17 protein-coding genes are annotated in these 16,561 nt (G+C 60.2%); 9 read left to right on the top strand and 8 right to left on the bottom strand.

Going from position 1 to position 16,561, the window contains the following annotated elements:
• The first annotated feature begins 613 nt into the window (after window positions 1-613).
• The 4 genes from FGU65_RS06200 to FGU65_RS06185 all read left to right on the top strand — a co-directional run bounded on the left by FGU65_RS06200 (window position 614) and on the right by FGU65_RS06185 (window position 3,968).
• Complete coding sequence (locus tag FGU65_RS06200) at window positions 614-1,306, top strand: HAD family hydrolase (RefSeq protein ID WP_301663560.1); 693 nt, start codon at window positions 614-616, stop codon at window positions 1,304-1,306.
• Between the two features lie 856 nt (window positions 1,307-2,162).
• Window positions 2,163-2,321 (top strand): hypothetical protein, encoded by a 159-nt coding sequence (locus tag FGU65_RS06195; protein ID WP_301663559.1) that lies wholly within the window; start codon window positions 2,163-2,165, stop codon window positions 2,319-2,321.
• A gap of 13 nt (window positions 2,322-2,334) precedes the next feature.
• Window positions 2,335-3,075, top strand: a complete 741-nt coding sequence (locus tag FGU65_RS06190) for a heparan-alpha-glucosaminide N-acetyltransferase (protein WP_301663558.1) — start codon at window positions 2,335-2,337, stop codon at window positions 3,073-3,075.
• 26 nt (window positions 3,076-3,101) lie between these two features.
• Entirely contained in the window at window positions 3,102-3,968 is an 867-nt protein-coding gene (locus tag FGU65_RS06185; protein WP_301663555.1) for a DMT family transporter, read from the top strand.
• 114 nt (window positions 3,969-4,082) lie between these two features.
• Here FGU65_RS06185 and ade read toward each other — a convergent pair whose 3' ends face one another.
• Both ade and FGU65_RS06175 read right to left on the bottom strand, forming a co-directional pair.
• Complete coding sequence (gene ade / locus FGU65_RS06180; RefSeq protein WP_301663554.1) at window positions 4,083-5,741, bottom strand: adenine deaminase; 1,659 nt, start codon at window positions 5,739-5,741, stop codon at window positions 4,083-4,085.
• A gap of 3 nt (window positions 5,742-5,744) precedes the next feature.
• On the bottom strand, window positions 5,745-6,101 hold the full coding sequence (locus FGU65_RS06175) for a hypothetical protein (protein ID WP_301663553.1): 357 nt from the start codon (window positions 6,099-6,101) through the stop codon (window positions 5,745-5,747).
• A 282-nt stretch (window positions 6,102-6,383) separates the two neighbouring features.
• Here FGU65_RS06175 and FGU65_RS06170 point away from each other — a divergent pair, with 282 nt between their 5' ends.
• From FGU65_RS06170 to FGU65_RS06155, 4 genes are all read left to right on the top strand, one after another.
• Window positions 6,384-7,307, top strand: a complete 924-nt coding sequence (locus tag FGU65_RS06170; protein WP_301663552.1) for a ParA family protein — start codon at window positions 6,384-6,386, stop codon at window positions 7,305-7,307.
• Between the two features lie 36 nt (window positions 7,308-7,343).
• On the top strand, window positions 7,344-10,964 hold the full coding sequence (locus FGU65_RS06165; protein WP_301663551.1) for a methyl-accepting chemotaxis protein: 3,621 nt from the start codon (window positions 7,344-7,346) through the stop codon (window positions 10,962-10,964).
• 11 nt (window positions 10,965-10,975) lie between these two features.
• Entirely contained in the window at window positions 10,976-11,452 is a 477-nt protein-coding gene (locus FGU65_RS06160; RefSeq protein ID WP_301663549.1) for a chemotaxis protein CheW, read from the top strand.
• A 76-nt stretch (window positions 11,453-11,528) separates the two neighbouring features.
• Window positions 11,529-12,308 carry a CheR family methyltransferase gene (locus FGU65_RS06155; protein WP_367652358.1) on the top strand — a complete coding sequence of 260 codons (780 nt, stop codon included), beginning with the start codon at window positions 11,529-11,531 and terminating at the stop codon, window positions 12,306-12,308.
• 116 nt (window positions 12,309-12,424) lie between these two features.
• Here the strand turns inward: FGU65_RS06155 and FGU65_RS06150 are convergent, their stop codons facing one another.
• Complete coding sequence (locus FGU65_RS06150) at window positions 12,425-13,015, bottom strand: hypothetical protein (protein WP_301663547.1); 591 nt, start codon at window positions 13,013-13,015, stop codon at window positions 12,425-12,427.
• Window positions 13,016-13,020: 5 nt separating this feature from the next.
• The gene (locus FGU65_RS06145; protein WP_301663546.1) at window positions 13,021-13,281 is read right to left on the bottom strand and encodes a hypothetical protein; all 261 of its coding nucleotides are present in this window, start codon (window positions 13,279-13,281) and stop codon (window positions 13,021-13,023) included.
• A 167-nt stretch (window positions 13,282-13,448) separates the two neighbouring features.
• Here FGU65_RS06145 and FGU65_RS06140 point away from each other — a divergent pair, with 167 nt between their 5' ends.
• The gene (locus FGU65_RS06140) at window positions 13,449-14,063 is read left to right on the top strand and encodes a hypothetical protein (RefSeq protein ID WP_301663545.1); all 615 of its coding nucleotides are present in this window, start codon (window positions 13,449-13,451) and stop codon (window positions 14,061-14,063) included.
• Between the two features lie 36 nt (window positions 14,064-14,099).
• Here the strand turns inward: FGU65_RS06140 and FGU65_RS06135 are convergent, their stop codons facing one another.
• The 4 genes from FGU65_RS06135 to FGU65_RS06120 all read right to left on the bottom strand — a co-directional run bounded on the left by FGU65_RS06135 (window position 14,100) and on the right by FGU65_RS06120 (window position 16,415).
• Complete coding sequence (locus tag FGU65_RS06135) at window positions 14,100-14,489, bottom strand: hypothetical protein (protein WP_301663630.1); 390 nt, start codon at window positions 14,487-14,489, stop codon at window positions 14,100-14,102.
• Between the two features lie 30 nt (window positions 14,490-14,519).
• On the bottom strand, window positions 14,520-14,771 hold the full coding sequence (locus FGU65_RS06130) for a DUF7123 family protein (protein WP_301663544.1): 252 nt from the start codon (window positions 14,769-14,771) through the stop codon (window positions 14,520-14,522).
• Window positions 14,772-15,020: 249 nt separating this feature from the next.
• Window positions 15,021-15,338 (bottom strand): hypothetical protein, encoded by a 318-nt coding sequence (locus FGU65_RS06125; protein ID WP_301663543.1) that lies wholly within the window; start codon window positions 15,336-15,338, stop codon window positions 15,021-15,023.
• Window positions 15,339-15,542: 204 nt separating this feature from the next.
• Window positions 15,543-16,415, bottom strand: a complete 873-nt coding sequence (locus FGU65_RS06120) for a hypothetical protein (protein WP_301663542.1) — start codon at window positions 16,413-16,415, stop codon at window positions 15,543-15,545.
• Window positions 16,416-16,561: the final 146 nt, after the last annotated feature.

The raw sequence follows: 16,561 nt of genomic DNA, 5'->3' as shown, positions 1-16,561 counted from the left end.
AAAGAGGAGCGCTCCAAGAAGAATAAGCCGAAAAGGCGACGTATTGGTGCAAAAACAGCACATCGTGCGACCTATAGAGAACAAAGGGAGGCGTGCCAACATAAATGCGTATATCTGTAGATGCCCATATAGTAGTTTTTATCCTCAACCAGGCAATAGGTGAACCCCATTACAAAATAAGAGGGTCTACTCGTTCATCTCCCAAAAAGGCCCGTATACCGCCGAGTCCCGGAAGGGCAATCACACTCAGGAGAAGAGGCAGAGACCTCGCCGGGCCTGCAGCGGTGGGCGCCGGGTTGTGTCCAGATGGCCCTGGCGATAACGCGTCGTCGCGCCTTCAGGGCACGGCCGCATGCCGCGGGCAAACCCGAGGTGATCACCGGCAGGGACGCGATCGCGCCCTCATCGAACATGCCGCACATCGGGCACCACTATCCAATGGCTACCCACGACCGCTTGCCGTTCAACTGCCGACGGACATGTGCCCGGTACATCTGCGAGGCACACCTGCCGCAGTGCGGATCTTCCCCGGGCTCGGTATACCATGTACACCGATGAGATAGTTACATACGTTTCGCGCGATAAGGGCTATGGAGACCAGGGTAGCAACCATATGATACCACATTGCCACGCAGCCAGCAACCCCATAACCACCGTGATCTGCGATATGGACAACACCCTCTTCGATTTTGTGACGGCAAAACGGGAGGCGTGCCGGGGAATCGTCGAGTATGCCGGCGCCGGGGATGCGGAAGAGTGCTTCCGCTACTTCCTCCGGGGCGTCCATGGGTTCGAGCACCACGACAACATCCGCGACTACCTAAACACGATCGGCATCTGCTGTCCAGAGACCTTCGGGGCATGCTGCCGCATCTACGAAGACGCGAAACTCCGGGGTCTTGAGCCCTACCCGGAGGTCGATGCGACGCTCCGCCGCCTCCGCGATGCCGGGCTGCGGCTCGCCGTCGCGACGGATGCGGAGCTCTCCCAGGCGGAAAAGCGGCTGGCCCGCACCGGGCTCATCGACCACTTCGAACTGGTCGTGACCCCCGACGTCTCCGGGAAGCGAAAGCCCGAACCTGACTCGTTCCTCTACATCCTCCGGGAGTTCGGCGCATCGCCCCGGTCGGCGATGATAGTTGGCGACAGTCCGGCACGCGATATCGCCGGCGGACGCAGGCTCGGGATGGCGACGGCGTTTGCCGCCTACGGCGACTGGAGGACCGACACCTCGGGCGAGCACGGGGCCGACTATGTCCTGCAGCGGTTCTCGGACCTCCTCGCCCACCTCGGGCTGCTGCGGTGAGGGGAAACGAGAACCGCTGCGGCATCTCGGTAGTGCTCCAGCATATACCTGATACGTGATCTCAGAGAATCCGACCGAATTATGGTGCGCACCAACCCGCGTTCATGAGAAAATACCATGGGGAGAAGATTTCCATGATCGGGCTTTGGTGAAGCTCTCTTCCGGCTGTCATTCTTCCCGGACGAGATTGGTGCCTGATCAGGCCGGTTCCCGAAGTTCGGCCTTTTTTCTCACGCATGCCCGCATGCCGTGAACCGTGGTGGCTATTACCATGGGGGTGGGGCTGACGGGGAGGGGTTTTCCCCTCCCCTGTCTCCCGCGAAGATCCCCAGACATTGTCAACCCCACCCCACCCGGCCTCCGGCCTCCTCCCCCGCCCCTCAAGGGGCGGGGGCAGTCATGGCGATACCCAGGGGAAAGCCGTGCCCCCGAATACCCCGGATTGCGGTCATCCGGAGCAAGAGATGGAACCTCATCTATTGCCTAGACCCCGCCGATAGCACCAGGAATTTCGGTGCACCCAGAGGGCACGGTAGCGTGTATGGGGGCTTCCCCCCTCCCCTGTCTTACGCAAAGATCCGCATACCTCCCCCGCCCCGGGGGGCGGGGGCAGTCATGGCGATACCCAATGGAAAGCCGTGCCCCGGGGTGCAATCAATCGGGAACACCCGGACGCGATCGCAACAAAGGGAGTATCAGTTGTTTCGGAGGGCACTACCGGCATCTCTTCGATCCGTGCGCAGGCGATCATCTTGCCGGCCACTTTTCCGATCACGTGTACGGGAGCGGTGATATACTTATGAGCTGCGGGCACCATACTGAAAAAGAAGACCACGACGAGATGATGTGACCGACCATGGGCAGGATATGCAGTCTCTTTATTGTTCTTGAGTGCAGCAGGCACTGCGGCTTTTCCCGGATCTACAACCAGCCGACGGAAGAACAGATGCAGGAGATCGAGGAGCTTACGACCTGCCCGCTCTGCGGAGTGGACGTGCAGCGTGCCGCCTTCTGATGCTGTGGAGCCCATGACGGGGACGGCCATCTCCGGCCGCTACTGGGAGATCGATGCCGCCCGGGGCATCGCCGTCGTCACGATGATCCTCTTCCACGCCGTCTTCGACCTCAATTACTTCGGCATCGTCACGGTCACCGTTGCGACCGGGTTCTGGCGGATGCTGGCATACGCCACGGCATCCACGTTCATCTTTCTTGTCGGCCTCTCGCTGACGATCAGCTACGCACGCTCGAGCAGGCGGCTTGATGCGCAGGCTCTCCGCAGGAAATATCTGAAAAGGGGCGCAACCATCTTCGGCTACGGCCTCGTCGTCACCGCCGCGACCTACCTCTTCCTGCCGTCGGGCTACATCGTCTTCGGCATCCTCCACTTCATCGGGATCGCCGTCATCATCGCCCCGTTCTTCATACGCTTCGAGGAGGCCAACCTTCTCTTCGGCGTCGCGGCTCTTTTCGCGGGCTACGTCACGAACGCCATCACCGGCCCCTGGCCGCTGCTCTGGCTCGGCATCCACCCATCGTCGTTCACCAGCCTCGACTACGTCCCGCTCCTCCCCTGGTTCGGGCTCGTCCTCTTCGGGATCTACTTCGGCAAGAAGTTCTACCCCGAAGGCACCAGAGGATTTTCGGTGAAGATTGCGGAGCCCGGAGCAGCCCGGCCGCTCGCGTTCCTGGGGCGCCACTCCCTCTTCATCTACTTCCTCCATCAGCCGATCATCCTCGCCGCGATCTTCCTGCTCAGCAATGCATAAGAGATCGGCCCCCAACCAGGGGCGAGATGCTCTGGATCGCCTTCGCCGTCGCGGGTGCAACGCTCGATGCGGCATACTCCATACTCGTCAAGCGCTATGTCGGCGATATCGGAGCAGTTACCTTTGCTGCAGGCACATTCCTCTGCTCGGGGACGCTCCTGCTCGCCGCATCGGCCGCCATGGGAACCCCGACGCTCGGAGACATGTTTTACCCCGCCGTCCTCACCTCGGCGGGAGTGAACACCCTGGCAGCAACCCTGTACTACCGGGCGCTGCAGACGACCGACATCTCGCTCGCCGTGCCGATGATAGCCTTCACCCCCCTGTTTCTCATCGTCACGTCCGCAGTGATGCTCGGGGAGTTTCCGGACACTTTCGGGCTCATCGGGATCGCATCCGTCGCAGCCGGCGCCTACGTCCTCACCATGACCGGAAAACCGGCCGGCCTTCTCGACCCTTTCAGGAAGATGCGGAGCGATGCAGGAATCCTCGCAATGCTGGCCGTCGCATTTCTCTTCAGCATCGGCGCCAACGCCGACAAACTGGCACTCTTAAACTCAGACCCGCTTTTCGGGACGGCGTGCATCCTGACCGTCATGGGCGTCGTCCTCGGCATTGCAGCACGGAACCGAGGGGAGCGGGAGGAAAGAGCCCGTCAGCCTCTCGCCGTCAGGCCTCTTCTCATAACGGGCGCCGTTCTCGCGGCCGGAGCGGTCTCGATCAATCTCGCGCTCTCCGTCCAGATCGTGCCGTACGTCATATCGATGAAACGGCTGAGCATTCTCATGACCGTCCTGTACGGCGGACTGATCCTCCGCGAAGGAGAACTCCACACCCGATTCCCCGGAGCGGCGATGATGGCCGCAGGCGCGGCGGTGCTGATCCTCTTCTGAAGATTGAAGAGAATCTTTGACTCTCGCCTTCCCGGACCCGGCGGACCGAGATGGCAATCGCAGAGGAGGGGGGTGAGGTGAGGAGAGGCGGTCAGCCCCCTCACCGACCGGCACTTACGGAACAAACAGCGGCACGTCCGCAAAGGCGTCGACGTCGAAGACACCCCGCTCCGTCACCCGCAGGTGCGGGATCACGGTCAGCGCGAGGAAGGAGAGGTACATAAAGGGATTCGCCACGGCGCCGAGGCTCCGGGCATGCTCCTCGAGGTCCGCCAGGCGCCGGGCGACCTCGTCGTAGGGAAGCGTCGACATCAGTCCGGCACAGTCCAGCGGGAGCGACGTGACCGCCCCGTCCGATACGGCCGCCATCCCGCCGCCGAGCCCGGCAACCTCGGCGATCGCCCGGACGATGGCGCCGTCGTCCGCACCGACCGCTACGATGTTGTGCGAGTCGTGGGAGACGCTGCTCGCCAGCGCACCCGTGAGAAGGCCGAACCCGTGGACGAGCCCGACCCCGAAACCGCTCCCGCGGTACCGGTCAGTGACCACCGCTTTGAGGATGTCGCGGCCGGTATCGGGGAGGCTCGCCCCCGCCACCGCGAACCGGAGGTCTTCGGTCATGATCTGGCCGGGGACGAGACCGACGACCCGGGCAACGCCCTCGCCGGCGATCGCGAGATCTCCGGGGACGGGCAGCCGGGCAACCGGCGGGCGCCGGAGAGCGGCCGGAGCGCGGTAGCCCGGATCGACGACCTCAATACCCCGCTTGAACGTCCGCGCCACCCGGAAGGTCTCGCAATCGTCGAGGATGCAGAAGTCGGCTATCCTGCCGGGAGCGAGCGCACCCCGGTCGTGCAGCCCGAAACGCTCGGCGGCGGAGAGGGTCGCCATACGGAGCGCGATCTCGGGTTCACACCCGTAAAAGATGGCTTTCCGGATGCAGTCGTCGATATGCCCCGCGCCAAGCAGCATATCCACGTGCCGGTCGTCGGTCGCAAAGCAGCAGCGCGGGGCGGTGCAGGCATCGACGAGCGGCACCAGCTCCCGGAGGTTCCGCTCCGTCGAACCCTCCCGCATCATGACGTACATCCCCCGCAGCAGTTTCTCCCGGCCCTCCGGGAGCTGCGTGCACTCGTGATCGCTGTCAATCCCTGCATACATGTAGGCGTTCAGGTCTTTGCCGGACAGCAGCGGTGCGTGGCCGTCGACGATTGCACAGAGATCGAGCTTCTCTGCGACCTCGCCGTCCCCGGCCAGCACGCCGGGGACGTTCATCATCTCCCCAAGGCCGATGACACCGTCGCGGCCGACGAACGCCCTGAGGTCCTCGGGGCCGAGCACCGCGCCGCCCCGGTCCATCGGCGTCGCCGGGACGCAGGACGGGAGCATTACCAGGATATCGAGCGGCGTCGCACCGCTCTCGCGCAGGATGTACTCGATGCCCGCAGAGCCGCAGACGTTCGCTATCTCATGGGGATCCGCCACCACCGTCGTGGTGCCGTGCCGGAGGACAAGGCGGGCGTACTCCGCAGGCGTGAGGAGCAAACTCTCGATGTGGACATGGGCGTCGATCAGCCCCGGGACGATCCGGGCGCCGCCGCAGTCGACCTCCTTTCGGCCGGTATACTCGCCAAGCCCGACGACAAGGCCGTCTTTCACCGCAAGGCCGGTCTTCTCCCACGTGCAGGCGAACGGGTTGAAGATCTCGCAGTTCGTATAGACGCTGTCGGCCGGTGCAAGCCCCCGTGCCGCAGCGATGCCCTCCCGGTTCACCGCCTACACCTCCACATCCCGGATCACGGAGGCAACCCGTTCGCCGTCGACGAAGAGGAGAAGGTAGACCCGGTACTCACCGGGCGCAAGACCGATCGCATAGGTGTACTCGTGCATACCCTGCCGGAGATCGACGTAGACCGCCTCGGTGGAGATCTCGTTCTGCGAAAAACCGGCCATCTCGGTCACCCCGACCTGCATGACCGCACCGGCCACGTCTCGGGAACTCTCTATCCCGATAGTGAGCGCATCGTCGGCATAGACCGCATCCCCGAAACTGAAACCGTCGCCCAGGCAGCCGGCAGCGCCGATCGCCACGCCGAGGATGAGAATACAAAGAGCCGCACATTTTTTGGACATTGATTGAGTGTGGAGCAGAAAGAGAATTATTCTTTGCGATCCCGGCTCTGACATTATCCCCGCCGGGGCATGCCGGGATCGCTCCGTGGATACCATGGCCGAACCGCCCGCCGGCCGCATGCTAAAGCCCCCGGGAGGCGAGATATGCCGGAACTGCCGGCAATCCCAAAAATCCGGTCTTCGATACTCCGCGTGAATCCATCGTCCCGGCAGCCGGAGACATGCCGCCCCTTTCCGGCAAAAAAGTGAACCAATGATTCAGGAAATGAGATAACCGGCGGCATGAGTGCCCATACAGGAAAAATAGATTTAAGTTCACATATTGCAAATACACGTAATAGGGGTGCTAGCATTACCATCGTAGCGTTCGCCCACCATAAAGGTGGGACAGGAAAAACGACATCGTGCATCAACATTGCAGGGTTTCTCCAGAAAGCCGGAAAGAAGGTGCTCGTCGTCGACTGCGATCCGCAGGCCAACGCCACAACCGGGCTCGGCGTTGAACCGGACTCGCTGGAGCACAGCATGTATGACGTGTTCATGAGCGTCTTTGAGGGGTTCCCGGACGTCCCCCTCGCAGAGATCATCATTCCCACCGCTTCGGGGGTAGATCTCGCACCGGCGACCCTCGACCTCGTCGGCGTCGAGCCGTACCTCTACAACATCGGTGACCGTGCGGGAATTCTCAGGGAACTGCTGACGCCGATGGTAGCGCAGTACGACTACATCCTGATCGATACTCCTCCGAGCATGGGCCAGTTCGTTATCAACGGCCTCGTTGCAGCCGACCACACCATCGTGACCCTTGATCCCGGCACGTTCGCACTCAAAGGGATAGGAGCCCTCTCCACCATCTTCGATGATATCGGAGAGATTCTCGGCGCACGAGTCGAGACCGACGTTGCCATTCTGACACGCTGGAACCGGCCGGGCGAAGCAAAAGACGAATCGACAGGAGGACTGGCACTCTTCATCAAACGCCTTTTTGCTCCCAGGGCATCCCCGGATGACGAGAAAGAGCGCCAGAGGCTGACCGACCTTGAGGACGAGGTGAAGAAACACTTCAAGCAGGTCTTCACGGTTCCGTACTCGCCGAAGATCTACGAGACGCAGCAGAAGGGGCTGCCCATCTCGCACTATGCACCCGAAAGCGACGCAGGAGAGATGTATCGAACGATTGCGTCCACGATACAGAACTGGAACTGAAGCGACGGGAGAATCCGGAAGGGAGGAAGAAAAACTATGACCGACAAACCAGGAAGAAAAGCACTGTTCACGGGGGCCGTGGGTACCGGCGTGAGCGGGACGACGGGCCAGGCGCCGGCCGAGGTGCCGCCCGCGATCGAGGCCGTACTCGGAAAAGCAGTTGCCGGAGATTTCTCCGGCAGAATCGACCCTGCGGGGATTCCGGAGGCATTCAGATCACTTGCTGCCTCCATCAATACGCTCCTTGAGAAAGTCGAGGGTGAAGAGCAGGAGGTTCAGCAGAGCATGCAGCTCGTGGAGAACATTCGCAAGACTTCCGACGAGATCATCGGGCAGAACCCCATGCCGATGCTCGTGGTGGATGCGGACTTCCGTATAACCGTCACGAACGAGGCATATGCGAAGCTGAGCGGCATTCCGGAGGAGAAGATCACGACCATGACCCTCCGCGACTTCCGTATTGTCTCCCAGAAGGGTGACGGGATCGGGCAGGCGGTGAAGGGGAAGCGGAAGGCCTTCGGAGAGGTCGTCGTCGAACTGCCGGCAGGCACCTTCACCCTCGAGCAGTACGGCATCCCGCTTCTGGACGACAGGGGCGATATCGAGCGGATCCTGATCGTCTACAACGACGTGACGAAGCAGCGGGAAGAGGAAGAGGAGCTGAAGACCCAGATGGACGAGATCGCCGAACTCCAGAAGCGGTCAGAGACCATCGTCGAGCAGAACCCGATGCCCATCCTGGTCGTCGATCCGGAGATGAAAGTGACGGTCACGAACGACGCCTTCGTCAGACTGAGCGGTTTCGCGCGGGAGAAGGTCATGGCCATGACCCTCCGCGATTTCCGCGTCCTCTCCCAGAAAGGGGACGGGATCAAGAAGGCCATCGGCGAGAAGCAGCGATCGTACGGAGAGGTCGTCGTCGAGTTCCCGACGGGAACCCTTATCCTGGAGCAGTACGGCATCCCGATCCTGAGCGACAAAGGCGAGCTCACCGGCCTGCTGATCGTCTACAACGACGTGACGAGGCAGCGGGAAGAGGAAGAGGAACTGAAGACCCAGATGGACGAGATCGCCGAGCTCCAGAAGCGGTCCGAGACCATCGTCGAGCAGAACCCGATGCCCATCCTGGTCGTCGATCCGGAGATGAAGGTGACGGTCACCAACGACGCCTTCGTCAGACTGAGTGGTTTCGCGCGGGAGAAGGTCATGGCCATGACCCTCCGCGACTTCCGTGTCCTCTCCCAGAAGGGAGACGGGATCAGGAAGGCCATCGGCGAGAAGCAGCGGTCGTACGGCGAAGTCACCGTCGAGTTCCCGACCGGAACCTACGCTCTCGAGCAGTACGGCATCCCGATCCTGAGCGACAAAGGCGAGCTCACCGGCCTGCTGGTCGTCTACAATAACGTCACCGAGCTGCGCAGAGAGGAGGAAGAGATCAAGCGGATGCAGCACCGCGTCGACACCATGATCAAGGACAACCCGCTCGCCATCGCGGTGCTGCGGGGCGACAAGAGCAGGATCGATATCAACGACGAGTACGTCCGGATGTGGCGGGGGACCCGCGAAGAGACCCTCGCCAAGAAGCTCTACGACTACGATATCACGGTCATCGGCGGCGAAGACTTCTACGCCTGCTACGAGACGAAGAAACGGGCACGGACCGACGTCCTCGCGAAGTGGCCCGACGGCGTGCAGAAGTACCTGACCCTCAATGCCATCCCCATCCTCGATGAAAACGGGGAGATCGAGATGGCCTTCTACGTCTGGAACGACTGGACGGAGGTGCACGATAAGGCAGAAGAGGCCAAGACGGCGCAGGCGCGGGTCGACACGATGATCCAGGACAACCCGCTCGCCATCGCCGTCCTGCGTGCCGACAAGAGCCGCCTCGACATCAACGATGAGTATGCCCGGATGTGGCGGGGAACCCGCGAAGAGACCCTCGCAAAGAAACTCTATGACTACGACATCGAGGTGCTCGACGGCGACCACTTCTATGCCTGCTACGAGACGAAGAAGCGGGCGACCACCAACGTCAGGGTCAAGTGGCCCGACGGCGTCCGGAAATACCTGACCCTGAACGCCATCCCGATCCTGGACGCAAACGGCGATATCGAGATGGCCTTCTATGTCTGGAACGACTGGACGGAACTGCACGAGAAGATGAACGAATCCACTGCAGCGCAGCAGCGTGTCGACACCATGATCAAGGACAACCCGCTCGCCATCGCCGTCCTGCGGGCAGACAAGAGCCGGATCGATATCAACGACGAGTATGCCCGGATGTGGCGGGGAACCCGCGAAGAGACCCTCGCCAAGAAGCTCTACGACTACGACATCACGGTCATCGACGGCGACGACTTCTACGCCTGCTACGAGACGAAGAAGCGGGCACGGACCGACGTCCTCGCGAAGTGGCCCGACGGCGTGCAGAAGTACCTGACCTTAAACGCCATCCCGATTCTGGACAAGAACGGCGATATCGAGATGGCCTTCTACGTCTGGAACGACTGGACGGATATGCACGACAAGGTGGAAGAAGTCCAGCTGCTGATGAAAAACGCCCAGGAGGAGAACGCGAAACTGGCCGCCAGTGCCGATGAGCTCGGCAGTGCCCTGGACGCGATGGCAAAGGGCAACCTGACGGCGTTTGTGAACGTTGGAGAGGACGATCCCCTCAAGAAGGTGAAAGAGGACTACAATACGTCCCTGACCGCGATCCGCTCCACCCTGCAGCAGGTCGTGAAGTCGGCACTGCAGGTCGAGCAGACCACCCAGGAGGTCAGCAAGAGTTCGGACGAGATCATCCGTGCAACCGAGCAGGTGGCGCTCTCCACCCAGCAGTCGAGCGAAGACGCACGGCGGCAGCTCGAAAAGATCGAGGAGATTGGCCAGGCGATCACGGATCTCTCCGCATCCATCGAGGAGATTGCAAGCACCTCGCAGGAGGTTATGGAGCATGCGTCGAAGGCTGCCAAAGAGGGCAACGACGCCGCAGCCCTCGGCCAGGTCGCCACCTCGAAGATGCAGCTTGTGGAGGAAGTCTCCCTGCAGAGCGTGCAGGAGATCACCGACCTGAATGCGCAGATGCTGGAGATCAACAACATTGTGAAGCTGATCACCGATATCGCCAACCAGACGAACCTGCTTGCACTGAACGCAGCGATCGAGGCGGCCCGGGCGGGCGAGCACGGCCGGGGCTTTGCCGTCGTAGCCGGCGAGATCCGGAACCTCGCCGGCGAGTCCAAAGGCGCAAGCCAGGACATCGAAAACCTGATCCGGTCGATCCAGGCAAGCAGCGAAAAGACGGCGACATCGATGCGCTCGTCCCACCAGGAGATCCAGGAGGGTATCGAGAGCGTGAACAAGGCCATCGAGGCGCTCAACCGGATCATCGATGAAGCCGAAGTGGTGGCACACGGCATCACCGAGATCACCAAGGCGACCGAAGACCAGGCAACCTCCACCAACAACGTCATGCAGAAGATGGAAGACTCGACGGATATGACAAAGGAGAACATGGGCAGAACCGAGGACATGGCCGCTCTTGCCGAGGAGGTTAGTGCATCCACCGAAGAAGTCGGAAGCGCCTCGCACGAGCTTGCTGCAATGACGGAGCAACTGAAGAAGATGATGGAACAGTTCAGGCTCAACTGAGGTGCCCGCAGATGACAGAGACCATCGATGTGGTAGAATTCCAGCTGGGAGCGGAGCATTACGCCATGGACATCCAGATCGCCCGGGAGATCGTGGAGATGATGCCAATCACTCCACTCCCGAGGGCTCCGCACTACCTGGCCGGGATCATCAACCTGCGCGGCGAGATCACGAACATCATCAACCTGAAGACTCTCCTCGGGCTCCCGGGCAGCCAGATAGGGGAGAGCCAGAAGATCGTCGTCCTGATCCCCGAGGCGACCGGCGGAGCGAACGTCGGCATCATCGTCGACGACGTCCATAGTGTTATCCAGGTGCACTCTACCGATATCGAGAAGATGAGCGACGGCATATCCTCGAGTATCGGCTCCTTCGTCAAGGGCATCATCAAGGGAGGGAGCGACGATACCCAGAAGGCAAAGAACCTGGTCATCTGGATCGATATCCTCAAGGTGATCGGCAACCTCGAGGAACACCTGAACACCTGATCGGCAGCGGAGATGCTGCCGGAACAAAACCCTGCGGCGCAGAGACACGGTATCGAAAGCAATGACGGATGCATTTTTGTCACTCCAGAGGAGCATCGAGAAACTGGTTCATATCCGGTGCTCACAGTACAAAGAAGACTACATCAAACGGCGCATCCTCTCCCGGATGCGCCTTACAAAGCAGGAGACCTACGACGATTACCACAAGTACCTCTTCGCAAACCCCGCCGAGGTTGAGTTTCTCAGGAATGCTCTCACAATCAACGTCACCAAATTTTTCCGCGACCAGGAGGTCTATAGCCTTCTGCGGCAGGATATCCTCCCCTCGCTTGCCGCGAAGAAGAGCAGCATCAGGATCTGGTGTGCGGGCTGTGCTACCGGCGAAGAGCCGTACTCGTACGCCATCCTCGCACACGACCTCATGATGGCGCGGAAAAACGTCAGTATCACGATCTATGCGACCGATATCGATCGCGAAGCCATCCGAAAGGCAGTCGATGGCGTGTACGACCGCCGGGTTCTGGAGAACGTGAACGAGCGGGATCTGCGGAAACACTTTATCGCCCGCGATGACGGCAAATACGAGGTCAGGCCGCACATCAGGGAACTCATCAAGTTCCGCCACCATGACCTGATGTCAGGAACGCCGATCATCCGCTTCCTGGATCTTGTCAGCTGCAGAAACGTCACGATCTATTTTACCGAGAAGCAGAAGAACGACCTCGCACGCCTCTTTCATTCCGCTCTCTTAAACGACGGATACTATGTCATGGGGAAGACCGAGTATCTCGGCCGGGAGGTCGAACACCTCTTCGCCTCGTACAACAGCGCCCAGAAGGTGCTGATAAAGCGGTAGGCCGGGCGAGGGAGCCCTGCCGCCACTCCCCGCATGCAATTGCCTTGTGGGTCGCAGAATCCGGGACAGCCATGGAGGCACAATAGCTCTTTCTGCCGGGGAGCCCGCGAAAAGCCCTACGCCACAATCCCATATTCGACCAGAGCTTGTGCCGGCAGGCGGAGCCTGATCCGGTACTGTTTTCCGGGATACACTTCCTGCAGAATCTGCATCGAGCAGCGGCCGAGGGCGCCTTCCAGCATCCGGTCGTAGCGCACCTCTTCGGTTCGGTAAAACTCAAGGAGAGCACGGACGGGAGTGCCGTGGCCGTGGCGTATGCCGTAGGTGATGAGAGCCTCCCCGATCTCCGGGGGGATCGACTCCTCTCTTCCGTCGACCAGAAGCCGGCATTCATCAACGTCGATCAGATCCGAGTCGGGGGGAATCGCGACCGAAACCTCGACGTCGATGCTATGGATGCCCTGCATACCGGTGCTGATGAAGTTCTCCAGAACTTCGATCAGCATATGCCGTGTCGCCTCGATATCGCTGTTCACCGCTTTAACGGCAAGGTCCCGGATCTGCTGGGGGATCGAACCCTCATCATGGAGTGCATGGATGAGCGCCTGCTGCGATGCAAGCCTTCCGGTCATCGACCGCAACGTCCGGTAACGCTTCCAGTACTCCTGCTCATGGACATGAGGGGGCAGCGGCGTCTCACCAGCCATGCCGTTCACCACCTGCGCCCGGGAGCGTCGGCAGCAGGTACAAGACCTTCATCACCTGACATTTTCCGCATAAGTTCCCTCTTTTCCTTCTCTCTCTTCAGTTCCGAAAAGAGTGTCGTGAAGTTGATGCCGACTACCACGATGATGAGCATGAGACTTATCCAGAGCTGACCGCTTTCCTGCGTTGTAAGAAAGAGCGCCACCAGAAGTACGACAAACGAGAGCAGATAAAAAATGACCCACGTGCGTGCTTCCGGGATTTCCATGATCGCAACAGGACATTTTCGACTTTGGATATTTAAACACTTCTCTTTTCGGGCAGCGGCTCTCGAGAAGGCAGGAGAGAGATCGGGGGTCTTTTGGCCGGTGATCGATACGGATTTCCCGCATCCGTTACGAAACCTATTTCCGACTGCCCGGGAACCATACATGCGTGGAGAGAGGAGATGTCATCAGCATCCTGGCGGCACTGATCATCGTCAGCCTCATTGCGGTCGTCTTCAACCCGGCAGCAGGGGAGGATCAGGCCGGGCAGGGGGAGATCCAAACACCGGGTGAGACACCGTATCGCCCGCCGGATGCGGGGGCTGCAGAACCCTCCCCGTCGCCGACGGCACCCCCGGTTCCGGAGCCGTACAGGATCAGATACAATCCCGATTACCTGACGTATCCCCGGCACCTCCTTCCACCGAATATGGGTACCTTCGGCGGATCGGATATTCTCTGGAAGAGCAACCGGACAATACCCTTTGCCTACGTCGAGGAGTCCGGCGGCGGTTTGACCGAAACATTCAGCGTGCCCTACCCGGTCTGGAGAATGAACTGCACCGTCTACGCCGAACGCCGACCCCACGCCGCGCATATCAGCTTCATTCTCGTCGATGCCGGGGACGGAACAATCGTCGAGGGAGCCGAACTGTGGTATTCCGGCTCCGTTGTCAAGAACGTGCAGAGCAGCGACGCCGAGTACTACCTGATCGTTGGCTGTGACGCCGTGGATAGATACCGGATCGACTTCGAGACGCTGCCTGCGTATGCATCGGCGTAATCCCCGCCGGCGGCTCACCGGCCGCAACCCTGCGGTTCACGGCTTCGCAACAATAATGCGGACGCGGTCTCCTGCCGATATGCCGTGACCCGCCGGGATGTCGATGTTAAACCAGAAGACGTTCGGGTCATCGTGGTTCTTCTCCTGATAGAGCAGGCAGTCCTTCTGCTCGCTGACGTGCGCAACCATCTCCACCGGCGCCTCGAAGTCGGCGATCGCTCCTTCCAGAGCCGTATCCGATCCTCCGGCGTCCACAACGACACGGATGCGGTCTCCCGCCGAGACGCCGTGACCCTTCGGCACGTCGATGTTGAACCAGAAGACGCCGGCCTCAGCGGTGCCCAGGTCCGGCGCCATCAGACAGTCTTTGTCGCCGTTGATGTTTGCAACAAACTCAACCGGTGCTACGAAGTCAACAATAGTCATGGGAAGAAATAGGGTTGGCTCTCATTAATATTATGACGCCCGGCAGGTCACCCGCCAGGTGGTGCTGTTGGAGTAGCTCCAGCGCTTGATATCCAGCTCGTCGCAGATCTCCGAAAGGATTGCAAGGTTAATCCCGACTTCCTTCGGCGACAGGCCGAGGTCTTTTGCGATGTACTTGGATTTGAAATAGGACTTGCCCGCCTTCATGCCGGACTTCAGGTGGTAGAGTATTTTTCTCTGAGTATCGTTGTACTTTTTCCGTATACGGTCTTTTGTCGACATTCGCCATTTCCCTCGTGAGCACCTCCATTTTATTCAGCCCAGTATATATATCTACCTATTTGTGAACACGACCGGCAGCGGTTCTTCGCGCATTCACGGATATCGCGTCTGACAGAAACCCCGAACGGGGTCTCCGAGGAGCGAGAGAGCGAGGTCGTTTCCCGACCCTGCAGCAAAGCACCATCAGAAGGGACGGGACAGGAGAATACGGGTGCAGGAGGGGCGAGAAAAAAAGGGCGGGCGCGTAGATCAGCGCCGGTTTCTCGACACGACAAGCAGGATACCCAGGATCCCCAGAGCACCGAGAACGGAGAATATCGAGAGCGGCGTTGTCGGTGTCGGTATCGGGATCTCGTCTGTCGTCGTTTCGGTCGTCGTTTCGGTCGTCGTTTCGGTCGTCGTTTCGGTCACATTGGCGGTCTCGTTCACGTTCGGGGCCGTCTCCCCGAACGGCACCTCGGTCGGCGGTGGTGTATCGGTCTGTGCCGACACTGGTATGGCAATGACGCAACCCACAACCAGCAGGGCAATCAGGAAGGCCTTCTCGGCTCGTCTACTTCCGGACATACGGAGACACCCTATCCAATACTATCTTATGTACATTTCGGTGATGCTTGAATTCAAGAGGCGTCTTTCAGTACCCAAACCCGAACAAGCAGCGGGGTTCTGACAACCAGGTCCGACGAAAGATGCTGCGGAGGCGGGATCCCCGGGAACGGGAGGCGGCGCGGGTGCGGGATGGCGGAGTAAAAAAAAGGGCGGGCGCGTAGATCAGCGCCGGTACCGCAATACGACAATCAGGAGACTCAGGATCCCCAGAGCGCCGAGAACAGAGAAGAACGAGAGCGGCGTTGTCGGTGTCGGTGACGGGGTCTCGGTCTCCTGCATCGGCGTGAACGTCGTCTCAGGCGTCATGGCCTCGGTTGTCATCGTCTCCACAGGCGTCTCCTCGGTGGTCACCGTCTCGGTCTCTGCAGGCGTAGCCGTGGTCTCCGTGGTCATCGTCTCGGTCACGTTGGCGGTCTCATTCGCTGCAACACCGCCTTCCTCCTCCATGACAGTGATGGAGTTATCGACGACGGCCTGACCGTCGTAGGGGTAGTACACACCGAAGGTGTCCCCGAAGTCGGCGGCAGAGAGCTCGACGTTAGTGTCTATTGGCCCTACGGAGACCGTGTTCACCAGGGTGCCGGTCTCGGGGTTGTTATCTTCGTACGCACGCAGCTCGGTGACAGGCTCGTCGGTCGTGGCGTTCCGAAGCCCGGAGAGATCGTAGATCTGAGTTTCGCTTCCCACAGTGATCGTCTCGCCCGGCTGTACCTGAACCGGCACTTCGGTCACGTTCTCCGCCTCCTGTCCGCTGACAACAGCTCCACTTTCAGTTACGGTTTCGGTTACGGTCATCGTTTCAGTCGCAATCTCAGTCACGGTCTCAGTCGGGGTTTCGGTCACGGTCTCAGTCGCAATCTCAGTCACGGTCTCAGTCGGGGTTTCGGTCACGGTCTCATTCGGAGTCGTCTCGTCGAAGGGAATTTCGGTCGCCGTCGGGGTATCGACCTGTGCCGATACCGGTACGGCGATAACGCAGCCCACCACCAGCAGGGCCATCAGGAGGGCCTTTTGTGCTCGTCTACTTCCGGACATACGGAGACCATCTATTCAATACTATTATATTTATATTTCGGTGATAATAGAATTCGAGAGGCGCCTTTCAACGCCCAAAGCCGAATAAACAACATAATTCTGACAAGCGTGCAGGATTGAAGGTGTTTGCGGAGCCGGAACCCGCA

Source organism: Methanoculleus frigidifontis (assembly GCF_030464345.1).
GTDB lineage: Archaea > Halobacteriota > Methanomicrobia > Methanomicrobiales > Methanoculleaceae > Methanoculleus_A > Methanoculleus_A frigidifontis.
The sequence above is the reverse complement of the archived record's forward strand: the minus strand, read 5'-3'. Positions and strand labels throughout refer to the sequence as shown.

Excerpts from the sequence above, each read along its gene's own strand:
- FGU65_RS06190 (WP_301663558.1), top strand. The coding sequence starts at position 2,335 with ATGACGGGGACGGCCATCTCCGGCCGCTACTGGGAGATCGATGCCGCC.
- FGU65_RS06135 (WP_301663630.1), bottom strand. The coding sequence starts at position 14,489 with ATGACTATTGTTGACTTCGTAGCACCGGTTGAGTTTGTTGCAAACATC.
- FGU65_RS06145 (WP_301663546.1), bottom strand. The coding sequence starts at position 13,281 with ATGGAAATCCCGGAAGCACGCACGTGGGTCATTTTTTATCTGCTCTCG.
- FGU65_RS06130 (WP_301663544.1), bottom strand. The coding sequence starts at position 14,771 with ATGTCGACAAAAGACCGTATACGGAAAAAGTACAACGATACTCAGAGA.
- FGU65_RS06125 (WP_301663543.1), bottom strand. The coding sequence starts at position 15,338 with ATGTCCGGAAGTAGACGAGCCGAGAAGGCCTTCCTGATTGCCCTGCTG.
- FGU65_RS06170 (WP_301663552.1), top strand. The coding sequence starts at position 6,384 with ATGAGTGCCCATACAGGAAAAATAGATTTAAGTTCACATATTGCAAAT.
- FGU65_RS06165 (WP_301663551.1), top strand. The coding sequence starts at position 7,344 with ATGACCGACAAACCAGGAAGAAAAGCACTGTTCACGGGGGCCGTGGGT.
- FGU65_RS06200 (WP_301663560.1), top strand. The coding sequence starts at position 614 with ATGATACCACATTGCCACGCAGCCAGCAACCCCATAACCACCGTGATC.
- FGU65_RS06185 (WP_301663555.1), top strand. The coding sequence starts at position 3,102 with ATGCTCTGGATCGCCTTCGCCGTCGCGGGTGCAACGCTCGATGCGGCA.
- FGU65_RS06175 (WP_301663553.1), bottom strand. The coding sequence starts at position 6,101 with ATGTCCAAAAAATGTGCGGCTCTTTGTATTCTCATCCTCGGCGTGGCG.
- FGU65_RS06195 (WP_301663559.1), top strand. The coding sequence starts at position 2,163 with ATGGGCAGGATATGCAGTCTCTTTATTGTTCTTGAGTGCAGCAGGCAC.
- FGU65_RS06160 (WP_301663549.1), top strand. The coding sequence starts at position 10,976 with ATGACAGAGACCATCGATGTGGTAGAATTCCAGCTGGGAGCGGAGCAT.
- FGU65_RS06120 (WP_301663542.1), bottom strand. The coding sequence starts at position 16,415 with ATGTCCGGAAGTAGACGAGCACAAAAGGCCCTCCTGATGGCCCTGCTG.
- FGU65_RS06150 (WP_301663547.1), bottom strand. The coding sequence starts at position 13,015 with ATGGCTGGTGAGACGCCGCTGCCCCCTCATGTCCATGAGCAGGAGTAC.